Source organism: Parasphingorhabdus sp. (assembly GCF_039939955.1).
Classification (GTDB): domain Bacteria; phylum Pseudomonadota; class Alphaproteobacteria; order Sphingomonadales; family Sphingomonadaceae; genus Parasphingorhabdus.
The window spans coordinates 83992-100962 of record NZ_JBDVHS010000002.1 but is presented as its reverse complement, the minus strand read 5'-3'; the positions used below and the strand labels follow the sequence as shown (position 1 = coordinate 100962).

Sequence of the window (16971 nt, the reverse complement as noted above, 5' to 3'; positions counted from 1 at the left end):
AATTTGTGCGCGATTCACGCACCGCTGGCTTTTTGGACTTCCGGCTGAACCGTTTCGCCGGGGCTCAGGAAACCACCTGCACGGAGTACCACTTGTTCGGTCCCAACCAAGCCGGATGCGATGGACAGGCCCGCACTTGATACTGCGCCTATTACGACATCGCGCCGTATCGCTTTATTATCCGGTCCGATAATATAGACAAAGCTGCCCTTGCTATCATTTTGCAAAGCAGATTCGGGCAAAACCGCTACTTCAGAAGTACCACTCTGGATACGTGCGCTTGCGAAACCGCCGGGCCGCAAGGCGCGATCGAAGCCCAAAGAAATGCGAGCAATGCCTTGACGGGATTGTGGATCAATCACCGGCGAAATCTGCCAGATCGTTCCAGTCAACACCTTGTCGGTGCCAACCGGCGTGACTTGCGTGGTCGTGTTTACGGAAATATTGGCCAAATCATTTTCACCGAGCTGAGCCTGCAATTCCATTTCACCATTTTGCGCCAACAGGAACAAAACTCCGCTGCCCTGGGTGGCGGTTTGTCCTGGCTCGACATTGCGTTCCAGAACGAAGCCGGCCTTAGGTGCCACAATATTCAAGCGGCTGTTGCGCGCCTGCGTTTCATTGAGTTGAGCCTGCGATACTTTCAGGCGTGCGGCAGCAGAATCTCGCGTTGCCGTCAAACGATCAATATCGGCTTTGGAAATAAAGCCCCGATCCACCAACTTTTCGGCGCGATCCAGATTCGCTTGCGCCAGATTGAGATCGGCTTGCGAAACGCCAACCGACGCCCGCAGGCTGGCCGCTTGCTGTGATTGAACCGAACGATCGATACTGGCCATGACTTGGCCTTGTTTGACCCAGTCGCCGGCGTCGACATAGACATTCGTGACTCGCCCGCCTTCTCCGACCACACTGACCGGGATTTCCCGTCGAGCTGCTAGCGTTCCCGTTGCATTGATCGTGCGCGTTACTTGCTGTTTGCCAGGAACCATGACTGTGACGGTAGGCGCTTGGCTCACAGAATCATCTTCATTTCCGCTGCCGGTAAAATAATGATAGCCGACATATGCCAACAACAGAACGACAGCGACCGCAGCCGCGATGATCAGGCGCCGCCGGTTTGTTGAGCGGCCGTCTTGATCGTTCAGCCTTGCGAGATCATCGCTGGGGATGGTTGATTCATAGTTCATTTTTTACTCTTCAATCGGGCTCTTATCGCATTTCTATACTGCAATATACAAAAGAATCGCGGATTTTTCGGCCAATTTGGGTTTCCATCTACTGTATTACATGGATATGGCACTGGCGGCAAGCTGGAACAGAATTTTGTCGGTTTTACAAGCTGAGGTTCGACCAACGAACGATATCGTCATATGAAAGGGCCAGCTCGCGTACGAACCGGCCCTCCCAAAAAATCTAATTTTCCTCTTAAAAGAGGAAGTTAGCGAACTTTGCCGCGCTGAATGAGGTTCAGGATCAGCAATAGAACGACCGCGCCGACGAAGGCGGTGAACAACCCGGAAATTGAGAATTCCTGAATGCTGCCGCCAAATCCGAAATAGCGACCAACAAAGTTTCCGAGTACGGACCCGATGATACCGACGATGATATTCCAGAAAACGCCCATGGACGCGTCACGTCCCATCACCATGCTCGCTAGCCAACCAGCAACGCCGCCAACAACCAATGCAATAATCCAACCCATATGTTCCTCCTGCTTATACGCGAATATAGCATATTTATACTCGCCAATAGGCCATTCATAGAGGATTATTTCCTTGAATTGAAGGCATAAAAAAAGCCGCCGGACGTGCCCGGCGGCTTGGATAGGATTTTACATTATGATAAATCGCGATCAATATTTTTGCTGACGCTCATATAAGTCGCGATAATGCTGGATACGGGTCACACGCAGGCCTGGCATGCCGGACCGGTCAACGGCCCGTTGCCAAGAGGCAAATTCTTCTAGCGACAGATCATAGCGGTCACAAACTTCATCAACGGTCAGCAGGCCGCCGTTAACAGCTGCAACGACTTCCGCTTTGCGACGGACCACCCAGCGCGTAGTTCCGGGTTTCGGCAAATCATTAATGGTCAGCGGTTCACCCAATGGGCCGACAACTTGCGCTGGTTTTATTTTTTGGTTCTCAATCATACTACCCTCAATTGTGTCTTTCGGCGTTTGGCCCTGTTTTTGTTACGTGTTGTCTTCGTACAGTCAGAGCTTTTCGATTAGCTAAATTGCTAAGGTAAACGCAGTGTTCATAAATTGGATTATCCATATATTCCGTCTATATTTTGGCCTGCTATATCCGGCCGGAAACAACCGGTTTTAAACAATGTCCGTGTTTTGCGCCCAGTCATGTTTGATCGTTCCTTTCCGGCAAAAAAAGCCATTCTATCTTCCATAAAAGAGCTACGCGCTACCGGTTTGGTACCGAGTAGGCCCTGTCTAGCTGCGACAAAAATCTGCGCAGATTGACTGGCGGCCTGACGGGCGATGGCACGAGCGAATAAAGCCTGTTGATCCGCCAGTTGTGCGGACAGGTCATTGCCTTCATTCAGCTCAGCCCATTCGAGGCCTGTATGGGGAAAGTTCATTTCCATAGACGCTGTTCTAGCAGCGAAGGTATAAGCGAGTGTGAAAGTGGCGTTCACAAAAACTTAGGATTTGTTAAGCAACCGTTTCTTGTATCGCCGCATTTCGTATCAAAATGGACCATATTGGCTCTGAAAAGAAGAAATGTTCGCTGCACTGGCGCAAGCGATGGGATTTCTCTAGGGCGTAGAATTATTATGACGGATAGAATTAACGGAAATTTCCAGCTGGGCGATGACCTGACAGGCAAACGAATCGTCGTGGCTATGTCCGGTGGCGTGGATTCGAGTGTTGTGGCCGCGCTCGCGGCGCGAACCGGTGCAGAAACCATCGGCATTACCTTGCAACTCTACGATCATGGCGAAGCTGTGGGCCGTGTCGGCAGCTGTTGTGCGGGACAGGATATCCGCGATGCGCGCGCGGTGGCCGACCGTCTAGGCATCGCACATTATGTTTTTGATCACGCCAGCCGGTTCAAGGATTCGGTCATGGATGTTTTCGCCGATGAATATATGGCGGGCAGAACGCCGATTCCTTGCGTGCAATGCAATATGGGGGTGAAATTCACTGACCTGTTGCAACTGTCCCGGGAGCTGGGCGCTGACTGTCTCGCCACCGGTCATTATGTGCGCCGTGCCGCTGGTCCAGATGGCGCAGAATTGCATCGCGCTCTCGATCCAGCCCGTGATCAGAGCTATTTTCTATTTGCAACAACCCAAGATCAGCTAGACTATTTGCGCTTCCCGTTGGGCGATATGCCCAAGACACAGGTGCGTGAAATTGCGGAAGACATGGGGCTGGCGGTCGCCTTTAAGCCCGATAGTCAGGATATCTGTTTCGTGCCCAATGGCGATTATGCCAGTGTCGTGCGCAAATTGCGGCCGGAAGCCGATGATGATGGTGAGATTGTCCACATCGACGGCAGAATAATGGGCCGGCATAAAGGTCTGATCCATTATACGGTGGGACAGCGCAAAGGGCTCGAAATTGGTGGTCAGGCAGAACCGCTCTATGTGATTCGGCTAGAACCCGATGCGAAACGCGTTGTCGTTGGTCCGAAATCTGCCTTGGCAGTTGCGTCGGCCACTTTGCGGGATATCAACTGGATCGGCGGTGATTATGCTGGCGCGGTTGAGGTGAAGGTTCGCTCTATGTCAAAACCAACCCTTGCCCGGCTGGAAGGAAAAGAACTGAAATTTCATAACCCGGAATTTGGTGTGGCTCCCGGCCAGGCGGCGGTATTCTATCACAAAGAACGGGTTTTGGGTGGCGGTTGGATCGAACGCACCGCTGCGGTTGAACAGCAATGGCTCGCCGGCGCCGAAGTCTAGCCTAGTCCGCGTTCCGCTGCGCGTCGGTCAGTATCACACAGCCCCAGCCTTCACGAAATTCGGCTGTTGCCGACTCCATCAGCAGTGCCGAAGCCGTCACCCTTTTGCGAGTGTCATCGATCGATAGGCCGATCAACTCCATGCCCGGTTCAAAATCCTTGCGGCAATCTTCGATATCGCGTCCACCGATATAGTGACACGAGCAGGCGACCCGGGCACCATAAGCCGTACCGACATTCAACTGCCCTTTGATGAAGCTGAAGTTATAGGTGAATATTGCGATGAGAATGAGCAGGAAGAGCGCCCCAATATATAGGGCAGCCCGTTTCCTGGTCCACGGAACGCTAGTTGTGCCTTTTCCAGTTGCCATGGTGGCTTCTATTGGTGCAACGTTGCCTTATGCACAAGACCAAACTCGCATTGATATCGGCTTTCGCACTTGTTCTTTCCGGCTGTGAAGCGACGAACGAGTCCGAAGGAACACCGCAGAAAACGGCCGAGGAACTGGCCTATATTGCGGATGATAGCCCCATCGCCAAGGCCCGTCTGGATGCCGCCATTGCGCCGCTGTTTGAAGATCCGGCAATGTCCGAGACGCGGGCTTTTCTGGTCATGTACCGAGGGGAAATTATCGCCGAACGCTATAGCGAAGGCTATGATGAGGACACGCGGTTCATCAGCTGGTCGATGGCGAAAAGCTTCATTGGGGCATTGATCGGGTTTTTGGTGGCTGATGGCCGGCTGGTGCTCGATGATCCCGCCCCTGTGCCGGCGTGGCAAAGGCCCGGTGATCCACGCGGGGGTATCACCCTTCGGCATTTGCTTCACATGTCATCCGGTCTTGATCACAGTGAAGTGGGTGAGCCGGACGGCAAAACCCTCTTCGAAGCGGATACCAACCGGATGCTGTTTCTGGATGGTGCCCAAGATACGGCGGCCTATGCCGAAGCGCGTCCGATGGAGGCCAATCCGGGTGAGAAATTTGAATATAGCACCGCGACCAGCATCATTCTTTCCGACATTATCACGCGAACGCTGACCAACAATAGTGATCCGGAAGTGCGTCGAGACGTGACGTCGCGGTTCATCCGTGGACGGCTGCTCGAGCCTTTGGGAATGGACGCTACCTACCCGGAATTCGACCCCAATGGTACATTTCTGGGCGGCAGTATCATCCAGGCGACGGCGCGTGATTATGGCAAATTCGGAGAGTTTCTGCGTCACAATGGCGCGCGCAAAGGTGCGCAGCATTTGCCGGTGAGCTGGGTGCGGTTCATGAAAACATCGTCGGATAATGATCCGGCCTATGGCGGGCACCTCTGGTTGAACAAAAAGCGGCCCGAAGGCCGCAATCAGGTCTTGTTCCCCGACAATGGTCCAGAAACGATATTCGCGGCGTTGGGCCATTTGGGACAACAGATTGTGGTCTCGCCCGAACAAAAGCTGACGGTGGTGCGGCTTGGCAAGACACAGGATGATGTGCTTGCACCGATGAGCGCACAGATTGGCCGGATCATGGCGTTGTTTCCGATTGGAAGCTGAATCCCGCCGACCATTGTGAAGCTATAGGTTGAACGTGCCTTCGACGACGGTAACGCATCGCCCGCCCAGCCAGGCCCGCTCGCCGTCTAACCGGCAATTGACATAACCCCCGCGTTGGCTTGCTTGATAGGCGGTAAAGCTGTCGCGGCCCAATTGCTTGGCCCAGAAGGGGGTGAGTACTGCATGCGCCGATCCCGTGACGCTATCCTCATCGACCCCGGCACCGGGCACGAATACGCGACTCAGAACATCGGTATCTTTCCCGGGTGCGGTACAGATAATCTGCTCATTGCCGCGCGCAGCAAGCGCCTTCATATCTGGCTTGAGCGCCAAAACATCGTCGGTATTTTCATAGCGAAGCACATTGTAGCGCCCTTCGTGAAATTGGGTTTCGGTCGGACTGCCACCAATCAAGGCCACAATTTCGGGCATCGCTTTTGGTGCGGGCGCGTAGGCCGGGAGGTCCAATGCATAGCCCTCTCCGTCACGCATGACGGTCAAAATGCCCGCTTTTCGGGTCCGGAAAGTTACCTGCTGCCGTTCTGGGGCCTGCGACAATATGATATGCCCGCTCGCTAGTGTCGCATGCCCGCACAGAGCGATTTCGACCGTCGGGGTGAACCAGCGCAGTTCATAGTCCGCGTCGCCGCTTTCATCGGGAAGATAAAAGGCGGTCTCGGCAAAGTTATTTTCCTCGCCAATTGCCTGCAGAATGGAATCATCTAGCCAGCTATCCAGCGGCATCACTGCTGCCTGATTGCCGGTGAAAGGGCGGTCTGCAAAAGCATCGACATGATAATAAGGTAGATTTGTCATGGGTAGAGCAGTCCTTCCGTCCATTCATCATTGTTACGGGTAAATGTGCGTCGTTCGTGCAGCCGGTGCGCGCCGTCTTGCCAGAATTCAAAGCAATCCGGGGTTAGGCAATAGCCTGACCAATGCGGCGGACGCGGGACATCCTGGCCATCAAACCGCTGCTTCATTTCCTCGAACCGAGAGATGAAGGTGGCGCGGTCGGCAAGCGGCTGTGATTGATCGGATGCCCAGGCACCAAGCTGTGAATCCCGGCTGCGAGAAGCAAAATAGGCGTCTGCCTTGGCCTCCTCAACGGTTGAAAGCTGGCCTTCAATCCGGATCTGACGGCGTTTGCTTTTCCAGTGAAACAAGATCGCGGCCTTTGGGTTCGCCAAGATATCGCCCGCCTTGCGGCTCTGTTGGTTGGTATAGAAGATAAAGCCTTCCGGCCCATGGCCCTTCAACAAGACCATGCGCGCCGAAGGCTGCCCCTCGGCATTGGCGGTCGCGAGAGTCATGGCATTGCTATCATTGAGCTCGGTAGTCCGCGCTTCGGTGAACCAGCTGTCGAATAAGGAAAATGGGTCGGTCATAGTCCCTCTTTACCAGCGGTGAAGCGGGCGGCAAACAAACAATAAATTGCCCGGCGACAAGGTTCAGATTTCTGCTAAAAGCAAAAGAAAAGGGGGGTATGATGAACTGGGACCTGATTTTTACCGTTACCAATATCTACGCGATAGTGATGTGGATCATTCTGCTATTGGCGCCGCGCGCGACGCCCATCATGACTGGCTTATTCTATGGCGGGGTTGGCCTGCTCGTTGCAAGCTATGCGGTGCTTATGATCCCATTAATGGCTGGACTGGTCGATAGCGGAGCGGGTGCGGCAATGGATTTTTCGAGCCTTGCCGGCGTCCAGCAAACCCTATCAAGCCCCGGTGGCGCAACCATCGGCTGGATTCATTATCTGGCCTTTGATCTGTTCGTTGGTATTTGGGTTGCCCGCAATGCGGATAAATACGGGTTCGCGCGTTGGCTGCAGATACCGGTCTTGCTGTTGGTTTTGATGCTGGGACCGTTGGGGCTTGTTGTTTACCTGTTTTTGCGTTTCACGCGGCATAACAAGGTTGCAGATGCCGTTATACCCGAATAAGACAGTAGAGATTGAAAATCTGCAGAAAATTCCAATCTATGCATGGTAAGGATTTGAAAAAGGGCAAAGAATGAAGGATCCCTATCAAGCATTGGGTGTTGCCAAGGGCGCGAGCGAGAAAGAGATCAAGAGCGCCTATCGCAAGCTCGCCAAGGAACTGCATCCCGACAAGAACAAAGATAATCCGAAGGCGACGGAGCGCTTCTCCGACGTCACTCGGGCCTATGATCTGTTGTTGGACAAGGACAAGCGCGCGCAATTTGATCGCGGCGAGATTGATGCGGAAGGCAATCCTACCGGACCCTTTGGCTTTGGCGGCGGCGGTGGATATCAACGCGGCCCGGCGGGTCAGCAGCATGATTTCGGTAACGCCGGTGCGGATTTTGGTGACATTTTTGAAGGACTTTTTGGCGGTGGCGGAGGAGGTGGCTCTCCTTTCGGTGGCCGCCAGCGCAGCGCACCACCGCCCAAGGGCGCCAATGTAACCTATCGATTGAAAGTCGAATTCATAGCCGCCGCTACTTTGCAGAAACAGCGCATTACTCTGGAAGATGGTAAGACTATCGATCTCAGCCTTCCCAAAGGCGTCGAAGAGGGCACCCAAATGCGCCTCAGCGGCAAAGGCCGTTCGGGACCGGGTGGCGATGGTGATGCGATCGTCACCATCCATATCAATGCCCATCCCTTTTACGAACGCGATGGCAATAATATCACGCTGGAACTGCCGATCAGTCTGAAAGAGGCTGTCGAAGGCGCGAAGATCAAGGTCCCCACAGTGGATGGACCGGTGATGCTGTCCGTTCCCGCCGGATCGGACTCGGGAACGACGTTGCGGTTGAAAAACAAGGGCTTTCATAGCAAGTCCGGTGTTCGGGGTAATCAACTGGTCACGCTGATGATCACCCTGCCGGAAAAGGACGAAAAGCTTACGGAATTTGTGAAAGACTGGGATCCCGAAGACAATCCCCGCCTCAACATGGGTGTGTAGGCTTGACCCGGAACCTCTATGTCTGACCTCTCTCCTGAAGCCCGGCGCCAAGTGCAGGGCGATTCAGGGGTGTCGTCTGCCGGTGCTGGTAAAAATCTAACGGACAAAGGCGCGGTTCGTCGGTTGTTCACCATCGTCGAGCGCACTGCGGTTGGCGTCTATTATGACGGTTTCACTTTTGCCGGAAATTTCGCCTATCTGTCGCTCCTCGCGGTATTTTCCTTCTTCATAGTCGCCGCCGCCATTGTTGGTGGCTTTGGCCAGACGGCCGTCGGCACGGATATTGTCGAGGCTTTCTTGGTGACCGTGCCGCCTTCGGTCGCCGGCGCGCTGCATGACCCCATTCGTGATGCGATGACGGCGCGGACCGGTCCGTTGCTCTGGTTCAGTGCGGTTGTTGGTCTTTGGACGACAACGAGCTTGATCGAGACGATCCGGGAGATTCTGCATCGGGCATATGGCGTTCAGGCTCAACGCGCATTTTGGGAATATCGTCTGACGTCGATCATGCTCATTCTCTTCTCGGTATTCTTTGCCATGCTGGCGCTGAGCGCACAATTTGTGGTGGCCGGAATCAGCGAATTTCTGGGCACATATTTTCCGGTGTTCGAGAGCGATGCACTCTGGGTCTCGCTTTCCAACGCAATCCCATTTTTCATTCTGTTTCTAACGCTCTACCTGTTGTTTCGCCTGCTGACCCCGCGGCAATATCGGTCTCGTCAATATCCCAAATGGCCAGGCGCTGTGTTCATCAGTGGCTGGTGGTTGTTGATTACCGGATTGCTGCCGATTTTTCTCAAATATGCCGCAAATTATCAACTGACCTATGGCAGCCTCGCCGGGGTTATCATCACGCTTATTTTCTTCTATCTGATCGGACTCGGCATGGTGATTGGTGCGGAGATTAACGCGGCTCTGGCCGAAGGGCCTTCTCGAAACGAACTTAGCGAATGATCCGCTGGAAAATCACCTAGATACCGTTTATTGGCGATATTGATTTGATTGCAGGAGACATCAACGATGAGTGAGTTAATGAAGGGCAAGCGCGGCTTGATCATGGGGCTTGCCAACAACAAGTCATTGGCTTGGGGTGTCGCTCAACGTCTGGCAGCTGATGGTGCCGAACTGGCGATCAGCTATCAAGGCGAGGTAATGGCCAAACGGGTGAAGCCGCTTGCTGAGCAATTGGGTTGCGATTTTCTTTTGGATTGCGACGTCAGTGATATGGATCAACTCGACGCGACCTTTGCCGAGATTGAAAAACGCTGGGGCAAGTTGGATTTTGTCGTTCACGCAATTGGCTACACCAACAAAGAAGCGCTGCGCGGCAAATATTTCGATGTGACCCTGGACGATTTTCTGATGACCATGAACATCAGCGTCTACAGCTTCACCGCTGTGGCCAAACGCGCTGCTGCCTTGATGAGCGAAGGTGGATCGATGCTCACCCTGTCTTATTATGGCGCCGAGAAGGTCATTCCTCATTATAATGTTATGGGTGTCGCCAAAGCGGCGCTTGAAACGTCGGTCAAATATCTGGCCAATGATGTTGGCCCCGATGGCATAAGAGTGAACGCCATTTCCGCTGGACCGATCAAAACATTGGCAGCCTCCGGTATCGGCGACTTCCGTTATATTCTGAAATGGAATGAATATAATGCGCCGCTTCGTCGCAATGTGACGATTGATGACGTTGGTGGTTCGGCGCTCTATTTTCTGTCCGATCTTTCCTCTGGCGTCACCGGTGAAACCCATCATGTTGATGCCGGCTATCATACCGTCGGCATGAAGCAGGAAGATGCGCCCGATATAGCGCTGGATTGATCATTCCCGGTTTTTCGTCAATGATCCTTCCGGGCACAATATTATAGTTATGAATGCGGAGAGCGAGTTTTGAGTTTTAACACCTTTGGCCATGCCTTTCGCTTTTCCACCTGGGGAGAAAGCCACGGACCTGCGCTGGGCGCGGTGGTTGACGGCTGCCCTCCCGGACTGGCGTTAAGCGAAGCGGATATCCAGCCGTTTCTCGATGCGCGGCGGCCCGGCCAGTCGAAATATACGACCCAGCGCCAGGAACCGGATCAGGTCAAAATTCTCTCGGGCGTTTTCGAAGGAAAAACCACCGGTACGCCGATTTCGCTGATGATCGAGAATGTCGATCAGCGGTCGAAGGATTATAGCGAAGTCGCCAAAGCCTATCGCCCGGGCCATGCCGACTATGCCTATGACCAGAAATATGGTTTTCGCGACTATCGCGGTGGTGGACGGTCCAGTGCGCGCGAAACTGCGGCACGTGTGGCCGCGGGTGCGGTTGCACGGCTGGCCATTCCCGAGGTGTCCGTTCGGGCATGGGTTGCCGAAATTGGCGGCGACGCGATTGATATGGCGAATTTCGATGCCGGTGAAATAGGTAATAATCCGTTTTTCTGCCCCGATGCGGTCGCGGCCAAGCGCTGGGAAGCGCTGGTTGATGGCGCGCGCAAAGATGGCAGCAGCCTCGGCGCGATCATTGCTTGCGAAGCGACCGGCGTGCCGGCGGGTTGGGGCGCCCCCATCTATGCAAAGCTGGATAGCGAACTGGCTGCGGCGATGATGACCATCAATGCCACGAAAGGCGTTGAAATCGGTGACGGCTTTGCCGCTGCACGCCTGCGCGGCGAAGAAAATGCCGATGCCATGCGCCCCGGTAATGAAGGGGCACGTTTCTTGTCCAATCATGCGGGCGGAACGGCAGGCGGTATATCCACCGGCCAGCCGATTTTCTGCCGCGTGGCGTTCAAACCGACCAGTTCTATTTTGACGCCGGTGCCAACCATCAGTCCCGAAGGGGAAGCGACCGAAATATCGACCAAAGGCCGTCATGATCCCTGTGTCGGGATTCGCGGTGTTCCGGTGGTCGAAGCGATGATGGCCCTGGTGCTCGCTGATCAGAAATTGCTACACCGGGCGCAATGCGGATGAGCAGAGCGTTTTCATTTTGCGTTGCTCCGCTGCTCCTTCTTTTGCTCGGGGCCAATACACAGGAACGACCCCGACTGACATTCGCTGGCCTTGGCGACATCCAAATCGGCATGACATCCGATCAGGTCAAGGCATTGGGGTTTCGTCTCACCAGCAGCGGCCCATGGGAAAAAATTGGCGATCCTGAGTTTGTTGCCTGTCACTATCTCGATAGTTCGCTAAGCTTTCCGGGCGTCGCGGTGATGATGAGCGACAATCAAGTGGTGCGTATTGATATCGGTTTCCGCAGCGCAGCGGAGAATTGGCAAAGCCTGTCTGGTGCAAAAATCGGCATGTCGCAAACCGACGTGAAAGCCATCTATGGGGATTGGTTGCAGATATCGCGGCATCCCTATCTCGATGATGCGGGGTCCTATCTGACACTGACGTCGAGCGACGGCCAATATGCCATGATCTTTGAAACATCGGCCAAAGATATGACCGGTAACGTGGTCGACGCAAAGACCCAAGTCCAACATATCACTGATTTTCGAGCAGGCTTGGCGGACTATGTTCGCTTTATTGAAGGCTGTGCATGATCCATGCTTGATCTGATCCTTCATATCATTGACGAATATATTCAAGAGCATAAGGCGATCATCGGCCTTGTCATCTTGGGCTTTCTGTTCGCCGGTTTCATCATGGAGCGTTTTCCCGCAGCGGTGGTTGCCGTGCTTGGGGCCTGTATGTTCCTGTTCCTCGGGATCATCGATTCCGATGGTTTGTTTTCGGTCTTCTCCAACACAGCGCCGATCACCATTGCGGCCATGTTCATTCTATCGGGAGCCTTGCTGCGAACCGGGACGATTGATGCGGTCGCGGGCTTCATCATCAAGCGGGCCAAGCGCCGTCCTAAATTGGCCGTCGCGGAAATGTTCCTGGGCGCTTTTGTTGCGTCCGCCTTCATGAACAACACGCCGGTTGTGCTGGTCTTGATACCGATCATCCTGCGTCTGTCGCGGGCGACCGGCTTTTCGTCCAAGAAATTGCTGATCCCGCTGAGTTTCATCTGTATCTTGGGCGGAACAACCACATTGATCGGTACCTCGACCAACTTGATCGTGGATTCGGTCGCTCGGGAACAGGGGCTGGCCGGTTTCGGGATTTTTGAAATCACACCCTATGGTTTGATTGCCGCGGTAGCGGGAACGATCATGATGGTTTTGTTCAGCAGCTGGCTGCTGCCCGGCGGACAGGTCGAAGGTCAGTTTGACAGCAGTGACGAAAGTGACTTTCTCACCGAGCTGACGGTCCGCCGCAGAGCTTCGGTGATTGATAAGAAACTCTCCGCTGTGCCGGAATTGAATCGGGCTGGTCTGCAGGTCACGGCGGTCAAACGGTTGAGCAGCTATATTCGCCATGATCTTGATTTTCATGAATTGCGAGCTGGCGACCGAATTGTCGTGCAACTGGATCTGGCAGAATTGATTTCCCTGCGACAATCCGAAGATTTCAAAATTGGTATCGTGCGAAAAGGCGATGCCGGCCCGTTGGGCGAAGAGCTGGTGGAGGCCACGGTCGCGCCAAGTCACCCCAGCATCGGTAACAGGCTATATGATATTCCCTTCCTGTCCCAGCTGGACGTGCGGATATTGGGCATGACCCGCTATCGCAATCTGCCGCGTTCTGATCTGACCAATGCGCGCATTCATGCGGCTGACCGGTTGTTGGTGACCGGCTCCAGCGAAGATATCCATCGCATGTATCAAAACCCCAATCTACTGGGCGTCGGGCAGACGAAAATCCGCGCCTTTCGCCGGGATCGCGCGCCGATTGCCATTGGCGCACTGGTTGCGGTGGTGCTGCTGGCGGCGCTTAATATCATCCCGTTGGCTGTTGCCGCTATTCTAGCCGTCGGCGCCATTTTGCTGGCCCGCTGTATTGATGCGGAAGAAGCTTGGGGGTCCATCGACGGCAATGTCTTGGTCTTGATATTCGGCATGCTTGCGGTGGGTCTTGGCCTCCAGCAGGCTGGTAGTGTCGACTTGCTGGTTTCCGAACTAACGCCCTATTTGCGTGATATACCGCCTTGGGGATTGGTCTTCGCAATCTATGTCTTGTCGGTGATTATGACGGAAATTGTGACCAACAACGCCGTGGCGATCATCATCACGCCCATCGCGATCGCACTCGGCACTGATCTGGGCGTCGATCCGCGACCTTTGGTCATCGCGGTTATGTTTGCCGCTTCCGCCAGCTTTGCCACTCCGATCGGCTATCAAACCAACACGTTGGTCTATGCAGCGGGCAATTATCGCTTCACCGATTTCTTCAAGGCCGGCATTCCGCTGACCTTTGGGGTCGGACTATCGACCTGTCTCGCGATTAGCTTCTGGATGTAGGGAAACCCTAAAGGCTTGCCGCGTCCAGTTGCTCACGATAGGCATGGGCATAAGAATTATCGGGGGAAATAACATGATGGCATTTTGGTTCAAGATTCCGCTTTGGCAGCGGGTGATCGCGGCCCTGATTCTCGGTGTCATCACCGGCCTGATATGGGGCCCTGAATCCGAAACCATCAAATGGATCGGTGATTTCTTCATCAAGTCGATCAAGATGCTGGTCGTGCCGCTGATCTTCTTCTCGCTGGTCGCAGGTGTGGCCGCGCTTGGTGATCTGAAGAAACTGGGCAGTGTTGGCGGACGGGCGATGGTTCTTTTTGTCATCACCGGTCAGATTGCCGCTTGGCTGGGATTAGCCCTCGGCACGTTTTTTCAGCCCGGAAAAGGCGTGAACACTGACGCGATCCAAAAGGGTGAAACGCCGGTGCCCAATGATACCAGTGCGATTGATATGATCCTGTCGATTGTTCCGGACAGTCCGGTTCAGGTGATGGCAGATGTTCGCGTGTTGCCGCTAATTGTCTTCGCGCTGTTGATCGGCATTGGCATCTTGATGGCCAAAGAAGATGGTAAGCCGCTCGCCAAGATTTTCGATAGCGGCGCTATCGTGATGCAAAAAGTCACGATGATTGTGATGGAACTGACTCCATTTGGCGTGTTCGCGCTGATGGCGTGGGTTGCCGGCACGCTGGGTACAGATGCTCTGATTTCGTTGGCACAGTTGGTCGGGCTAAACTATCTAGGTTGCTTGCTGATTATCGGGATCATCTATTCCGGACTGATCAAATTTATCGCGAAGCTGCCTGTGGTGGATTTCTTCCGCGGGATTATCGACGCGATAGCGGTCAGCTATTCGACCGCTTCGTCCAATGCGACTCTGCCGGTGACCCTCCGCTGTGTGGAGCGGAACCTCGGCGTCAGCAATTCGGTGGCAAGTTTCGTCGTGTCCTTGGGCGCGACGATCAATATGAACGGCACGGCCATGTATCTCGGTCTCGCTACTTTGTTTGGCGCGCAGATATTTGGTGTCGACCTGACATTCGGCGATTATGTGCTGATCTCGATCACTTCGACATTGGGTGCGATCGGCGCGGCGGGTATTCCCGGTGCGGGCTTGATCATGATGGCATTGGTGTTTGGTAGCGTAGGCGTTCCCTTGGAAACCATCGCCTTTGTCGCTGGTGTCGACCGGATCATGGATATGATGCGCACGACCACCAATGTCTCGGGCGATGCTGCGGTAGCGGTGACGGTGGCATCAATGACCGATGAGATCGACCGCGCCGAAATGATCTCGGCGGACGATGTTTAATTTGTCGGATTTACCGTTTCAAGTTTCTGAATAATGGTGCTTACGCATTCTGCGGGAGTTAGCTGAGACGTGTCGATCTCCAAATCATAGGCTATTCCCTGATGCACTGCATCATATTGAGATTTGGCCAAGCCTAGTCTGCGGTCGCCGCGTTCCAATTCGCGGATTTCCAGTTCTTTTAGGCTACAATCGACTTTGACTGTCAGAGTTTCGATTCCATCTAGTGCGGCAGAAAGTTCCTGATGAGATTGCAGTCCGCTATGGACGATATCGACGATCACATTGTGACCGGTCGTTGCCAAGGCGCTTACGGAATGGCCCAAGGCCAATTTCAATTTCGGAAAGTTTATCGAATTTGCGGGTACAGATTCTGGCGTCATGTGCCAAAACATATCCAGAGAGCAATGCAGGTAAATATCGTCCAAAGCTCGTTGAAGTGACCGAGCCAGTGTGGATTTCCCGGAACTGGAAGTTCCGTTCAGCACTATAACTTTACCAGGCTCCATCGCATTGACCATAGTGGAAAAAACTAATCGGCAAACGGATCGGTCACCAATATCGTATCTTCGCGCTCCGGCGACGTTGACACCAAAGCCACTGGGCATTGGATCAATTCTTCGACCCGTTTGATATATTTGATCGCTTGAGCTGGCAGGTCTGCCCAACTACGGGCACCGGCGGTGGATTCGCTCCACCCGTCCATCGTTTCGTAAACGGGTTCGACGGCCGATTGATCCTGATGATGGGGCGGCAAATAATCATAGGTCGTACCATTGAGCTTATAGCCAACGCAGATTTTCAATTGCTCGAACCCGTCGAGCACATCCAATTTGGTCAGGGCAATGCCGTGGACGCCCGAAACCGCGAGGGCTTGGCGGACGAGCACTGCATCAAACCAGCCACAGCGCCGCTGCCGGCCGGTGTTGGTACCAAATTCATGCCCGCGTTCGCCCAGCCGTTGGCCGATATCATCGTCCAGCTCTGTCGGGAATGGGCCCGAGCCAACGCGCGTTGTGTAAGCCTTGGTAATCCCGAGCACATAGCCGGTGCCCGATGGCCCGATGCCAGAGCCGCCCGCAGCGGTGCCGGAAATCGTGTTGGAACTGGTCACAAACGGATAGGTCCCGTGATCGACATCCAGCAACACGCCCTGTGCGCCTTCAAACAGGATGCGCTTGCCGTCGCGGCGCGCTTCGTTGAGGCGTTTCCAAACCGGCTGCGCATATTGCAGGACGCTATCGGCAATTTCTTTCAGGTCATTGAGCAGGCGTTCGCGGTCGACAGGCGGTTCGCTAAAGCCGGCGCGCAGCGCGTCATGATGCGCGCACAGCCGGTCTAGTTGTGGCCCCAGATCGTCGAGATGGGCCAGATCGCAAACCCGGATCGCCCGGCGTCCGACCTTGTCCTCATAGGCAGGGCCAATGCCGCGCCGGGTTGTACCAATCTTACCTTTGCCGCTGGCGTCCTCGCGCATGGCATCAAGGTCGCGGTGGATCGGCAGGATTAGCGGGCAGGTTTCGGCAATGCCGAAATTATCAGTGTTGATGGCCACACCCTGTCCGGTCAGTTTCTCAATCTCGTCACGCAGATGCCAAGGGTCGAGTACCACGCCATTGCCGATGATCGATAGCGCACCTCGGACAATGCCGGATGGGAGCAAGGAAAGCTTGTAGACGGCACCGTCGACAACCAGCGTATGGCCCGCATTATGGCCACCCTGAAATCGGACAACAACATCGGCGCGTTCGGATAGCCAGTCGACTATCTTGCCTTTGCCTTCATCGCCCCATTGCGCGCCGATTACCGTTACATTTGCCATGGATATACCTTTCCACCCTGCCAGAGTGGATCCGAAACGTCCTTCGACAGGACTCGACGTACGGATGGAACTAAGGGCTTTGACAGCCCT

Annotated in this window: 19 protein-coding genes; 10 read left to right on the top strand and 9 right to left on the bottom strand. The window is 54.4% G+C overall.

The window, feature by feature from the left end:
• Window positions 1–14: 14 nt before the first annotated feature.
• From ABJG22_RS00725 to ABJG22_RS00710, 4 genes are all read right to left on the bottom strand, one after another.
• Window positions 15–1190, bottom strand: a complete 1176-nt coding sequence (locus tag ABJG22_RS00725; RefSeq protein WP_348018321.1) for an efflux RND transporter periplasmic adaptor subunit — start codon at window positions 1188–1190, stop codon at window positions 15–17.
• A gap of 251 nt (window positions 1191–1441) precedes the next feature.
• Window positions 1442–1705 carry a GlsB/YeaQ/YmgE family stress response membrane protein gene (locus ABJG22_RS00720; protein WP_348018320.1) on the bottom strand — a complete coding sequence of 88 codons (264 nt, stop codon included), beginning with the start codon at window positions 1703–1705 and terminating at the stop codon, window positions 1442–1444.
• 150 nt (window positions 1706–1855) lie between these two features.
• A complete protein-coding gene (locus tag ABJG22_RS00715; RefSeq protein ID WP_348018319.1) occupies window positions 1856–2155 on the bottom strand; it encodes a DUF1153 domain-containing protein in 300 nt (99 codons plus the stop codon).
• A 119-nt stretch (window positions 2156–2274) separates the two neighbouring features.
• Window positions 2275–2607 (bottom strand): hypothetical protein, encoded by a 333-nt coding sequence (locus ABJG22_RS00710; protein ID WP_348018318.1) that lies wholly within the window; start codon window positions 2605–2607, stop codon window positions 2275–2277.
• 189 nt (window positions 2608–2796) lie between these two features.
• On the opposite strand from ABJG22_RS00710, the gene mnmA reads away from it, so the two are divergent.
• Window positions 2797–3930, top strand: coding sequence for a tRNA 2-thiouridine(34) synthase MnmA (mnmA, locus tag ABJG22_RS00705; RefSeq protein WP_348018317.1), 1134 nt, complete (start codon window positions 2797–2799; stop codon window positions 3928–3930).
• 1 nt (window position 3931) lies between these two features.
• Here the strand turns inward: mnmA and ABJG22_RS00700 are convergent, their stop codons facing one another.
• A complete protein-coding gene (locus ABJG22_RS00700; RefSeq protein WP_348018316.1) occupies window positions 3932–4300 on the bottom strand; it encodes a hypothetical protein in 369 nt (122 codons plus the stop codon).
• A gap of 29 nt (window positions 4301–4329) precedes the next feature.
• Here ABJG22_RS00700 and ABJG22_RS00695 point away from each other — a divergent pair, with 29 nt between their 5' ends.
• Entirely contained in the window at window positions 4330–5472 is a 1143-nt protein-coding gene (locus ABJG22_RS00695; protein WP_348018315.1) for a serine hydrolase, read from the top strand.
• A 21-nt stretch (window positions 5473–5493) separates the two neighbouring features.
• Here ABJG22_RS00695 and ABJG22_RS00690 read toward each other — a convergent pair whose 3' ends face one another.
• Both ABJG22_RS00690 and pdxH read right to left on the bottom strand, forming a co-directional pair.
• Window positions 5494–6288, bottom strand: coding sequence for a PhzF family phenazine biosynthesis protein (locus tag ABJG22_RS00690; protein ID WP_348018314.1), 795 nt, complete (start codon window positions 6286–6288; stop codon window positions 5494–5496).
• Window positions 6285–6860 carry a pyridoxamine 5'-phosphate oxidase gene (gene pdxH, locus ABJG22_RS00685; protein ID WP_348018313.1) on the bottom strand — a complete coding sequence of 192 codons (576 nt, stop codon included), beginning with the start codon at window positions 6858–6860 and terminating at the stop codon, window positions 6285–6287. Before pdxH ends, ABJG22_RS00690 begins: the two co-directional genes overlap by 4 nt.
• 98 nt (window positions 6861–6958) lie before the next feature.
• Here pdxH and ABJG22_RS00680 point away from each other — a divergent pair, with 98 nt between their 5' ends.
• The 8 genes from ABJG22_RS00680 to ABJG22_RS00645 all read left to right on the top strand — a co-directional run bounded on the left by ABJG22_RS00680 (window position 6959) and on the right by ABJG22_RS00645 (window position 15062).
• Window positions 6959–7420: an ABA4-like family protein gene (locus ABJG22_RS00680; RefSeq protein ID WP_348018312.1), complete on the top strand. Its 462-nt coding sequence runs from the start codon at window positions 6959–6961 to the stop codon at window positions 7418–7420.
• 70 nt (window positions 7421–7490) lie between these two features.
• Entirely contained in the window at window positions 7491–8408 is a 918-nt protein-coding gene (locus ABJG22_RS00675; protein ID WP_348018311.1) for a DnaJ C-terminal domain-containing protein, read from the top strand.
• An 18-nt stretch (window positions 8409–8426) separates the two neighbouring features.
• Window positions 8427–9362, top strand: a complete 936-nt coding sequence (locus ABJG22_RS00670; RefSeq protein WP_348018310.1) for a YihY/virulence factor BrkB family protein — start codon at window positions 8427–8429, stop codon at window positions 9360–9362.
• A gap of 66 nt (window positions 9363–9428) precedes the next feature.
• Window positions 9429–10232: an enoyl-ACP reductase FabI gene (fabI, locus tag ABJG22_RS00665; protein ID WP_348018309.1), complete on the top strand. Its 804-nt coding sequence runs from the start codon at window positions 9429–9431 to the stop codon at window positions 10230–10232.
• A 69-nt stretch (window positions 10233–10301) separates the two neighbouring features.
• Complete coding sequence (gene aroC / locus ABJG22_RS00660; protein WP_348018308.1) at window positions 10302–11369, top strand: chorismate synthase; 1068 nt, start codon at window positions 10302–10304, stop codon at window positions 11367–11369.
• Window positions 11366–11947 (top strand): hypothetical protein, encoded by a 582-nt coding sequence (locus tag ABJG22_RS00655; protein ID WP_348018307.1) that lies wholly within the window; start codon window positions 11366–11368, stop codon window positions 11945–11947. The genes aroC and ABJG22_RS00655 overlap by 4 nt, the downstream gene beginning before the upstream one ends.
• A gap of 3 nt (window positions 11948–11950) precedes the next feature.
• On the top strand, window positions 11951–13750 hold the full coding sequence (locus ABJG22_RS00650; protein WP_348018306.1) for an SLC13 family permease: 1800 nt from the start codon (window positions 11951–11953) through the stop codon (window positions 13748–13750).
• Window positions 13751–13823: 73 nt separating this feature from the next.
• On the top strand, window positions 13824–15062 hold the full coding sequence (locus ABJG22_RS00645; protein ID WP_348018305.1) for a dicarboxylate/amino acid:cation symporter: 1239 nt from the start codon (window positions 13824–13826) through the stop codon (window positions 15060–15062).
• On the opposite strand, the gene ABJG22_RS00640 is transcribed toward ABJG22_RS00645, so the two are convergent.
• Together ABJG22_RS00640 and ABJG22_RS00635 are read right to left on the bottom strand one after the other, a co-directional pair.
• Window positions 15059–15580 carry an AAA family ATPase gene (locus tag ABJG22_RS00640; protein WP_348018304.1) on the bottom strand — a complete coding sequence of 174 codons (522 nt, stop codon included), beginning with the start codon at window positions 15578–15580 and terminating at the stop codon, window positions 15059–15061. The two genes, ABJG22_RS00645 and ABJG22_RS00640, sit on opposite strands and share 4 nt — an antisense overlap.
• 11 nt (window positions 15581–15591) lie before the next feature.
• A complete protein-coding gene (locus tag ABJG22_RS00635; RefSeq protein WP_348018303.1) occupies window positions 15592–16881 on the bottom strand; it encodes an adenylosuccinate synthase in 1290 nt (429 codons plus the stop codon).
• Between the last annotated feature and the right edge of the window lie 90 nt (window positions 16882–16971).

Coding starts and splice junctions, on each gene's coding strand:
- ABJG22_RS00725 (WP_348018321.1), bottom strand. CDS start 1,190: ATGAACTATGAATCAACCATCCCCAGCGATGATCTCGCAAGGCTGAAC.
- ABJG22_RS00720 (WP_348018320.1), bottom strand. CDS start 1,705: ATGGGTTGGATTATTGCATTGGTTGTTGGCGGCGTTGCTGGTTGGCTA.
- ABJG22_RS00715 (WP_348018319.1), bottom strand. CDS start 2,155: ATGATTGAGAACCAAAAAATAAAACCAGCGCAAGTTGTCGGCCCATTG.
- ABJG22_RS00710 (WP_348018318.1), bottom strand. CDS start 2,607: ATGGAAATGAACTTTCCCCATACAGGCCTCGAATGGGCTGAGCTGAAT.
- mnmA (WP_348018317.1), top strand. CDS start 2,797: ATGACGGATAGAATTAACGGAAATTTCCAGCTGGGCGATGACCTGACA.
- ABJG22_RS00700 (WP_348018316.1), bottom strand. CDS start 4,300: ATGGCAACTGGAAAAGGCACAACTAGCGTTCCGTGGACCAGGAAACGG.
- ABJG22_RS00695 (WP_348018315.1), top strand. CDS start 4,330: ATGCACAAGACCAAACTCGCATTGATATCGGCTTTCGCACTTGTTCTT.
- ABJG22_RS00690 (WP_348018314.1), bottom strand. CDS start 6,288: ATGACAAATCTACCTTATTATCATGTCGATGCTTTTGCAGACCGCCCT.
- pdxH (WP_348018313.1), bottom strand. CDS start 6,860: ATGACCGACCCATTTTCCTTATTCGACAGCTGGTTCACCGAAGCGCGG.
- ABJG22_RS00680 (WP_348018312.1), top strand. CDS start 6,959: ATGATGAACTGGGACCTGATTTTTACCGTTACCAATATCTACGCGATA.
- ABJG22_RS00675 (WP_348018311.1), top strand. CDS start 7,491: ATGAAGGATCCCTATCAAGCATTGGGTGTTGCCAAGGGCGCGAGCGAG.
- ABJG22_RS00670 (WP_348018310.1), top strand. CDS start 8,427: ATGTCTGACCTCTCTCCTGAAGCCCGGCGCCAAGTGCAGGGCGATTCA.
- fabI (WP_348018309.1), top strand. CDS start 9,429: ATGAGTGAGTTAATGAAGGGCAAGCGCGGCTTGATCATGGGGCTTGCC.
- ABJG22_RS00655 (WP_348018307.1), top strand. CDS start 11,366: ATGAGCAGAGCGTTTTCATTTTGCGTTGCTCCGCTGCTCCTTCTTTTG.
- ABJG22_RS00650 (WP_348018306.1), top strand. CDS start 11,951: ATGCTTGATCTGATCCTTCATATCATTGACGAATATATTCAAGAGCAT.
- ABJG22_RS00645 (WP_348018305.1), top strand. CDS start 13,824: ATGATGGCATTTTGGTTCAAGATTCCGCTTTGGCAGCGGGTGATCGCG.
- ABJG22_RS00640 (WP_348018304.1), bottom strand. CDS start 15,580: ATGGTCAATGCGATGGAGCCTGGTAAAGTTATAGTGCTGAACGGAACT.
- ABJG22_RS00635 (WP_348018303.1), bottom strand. CDS start 16,881: ATGGCAAATGTAACGGTAATCGGCGCGCAATGGGGCGATGAAGGCAAA.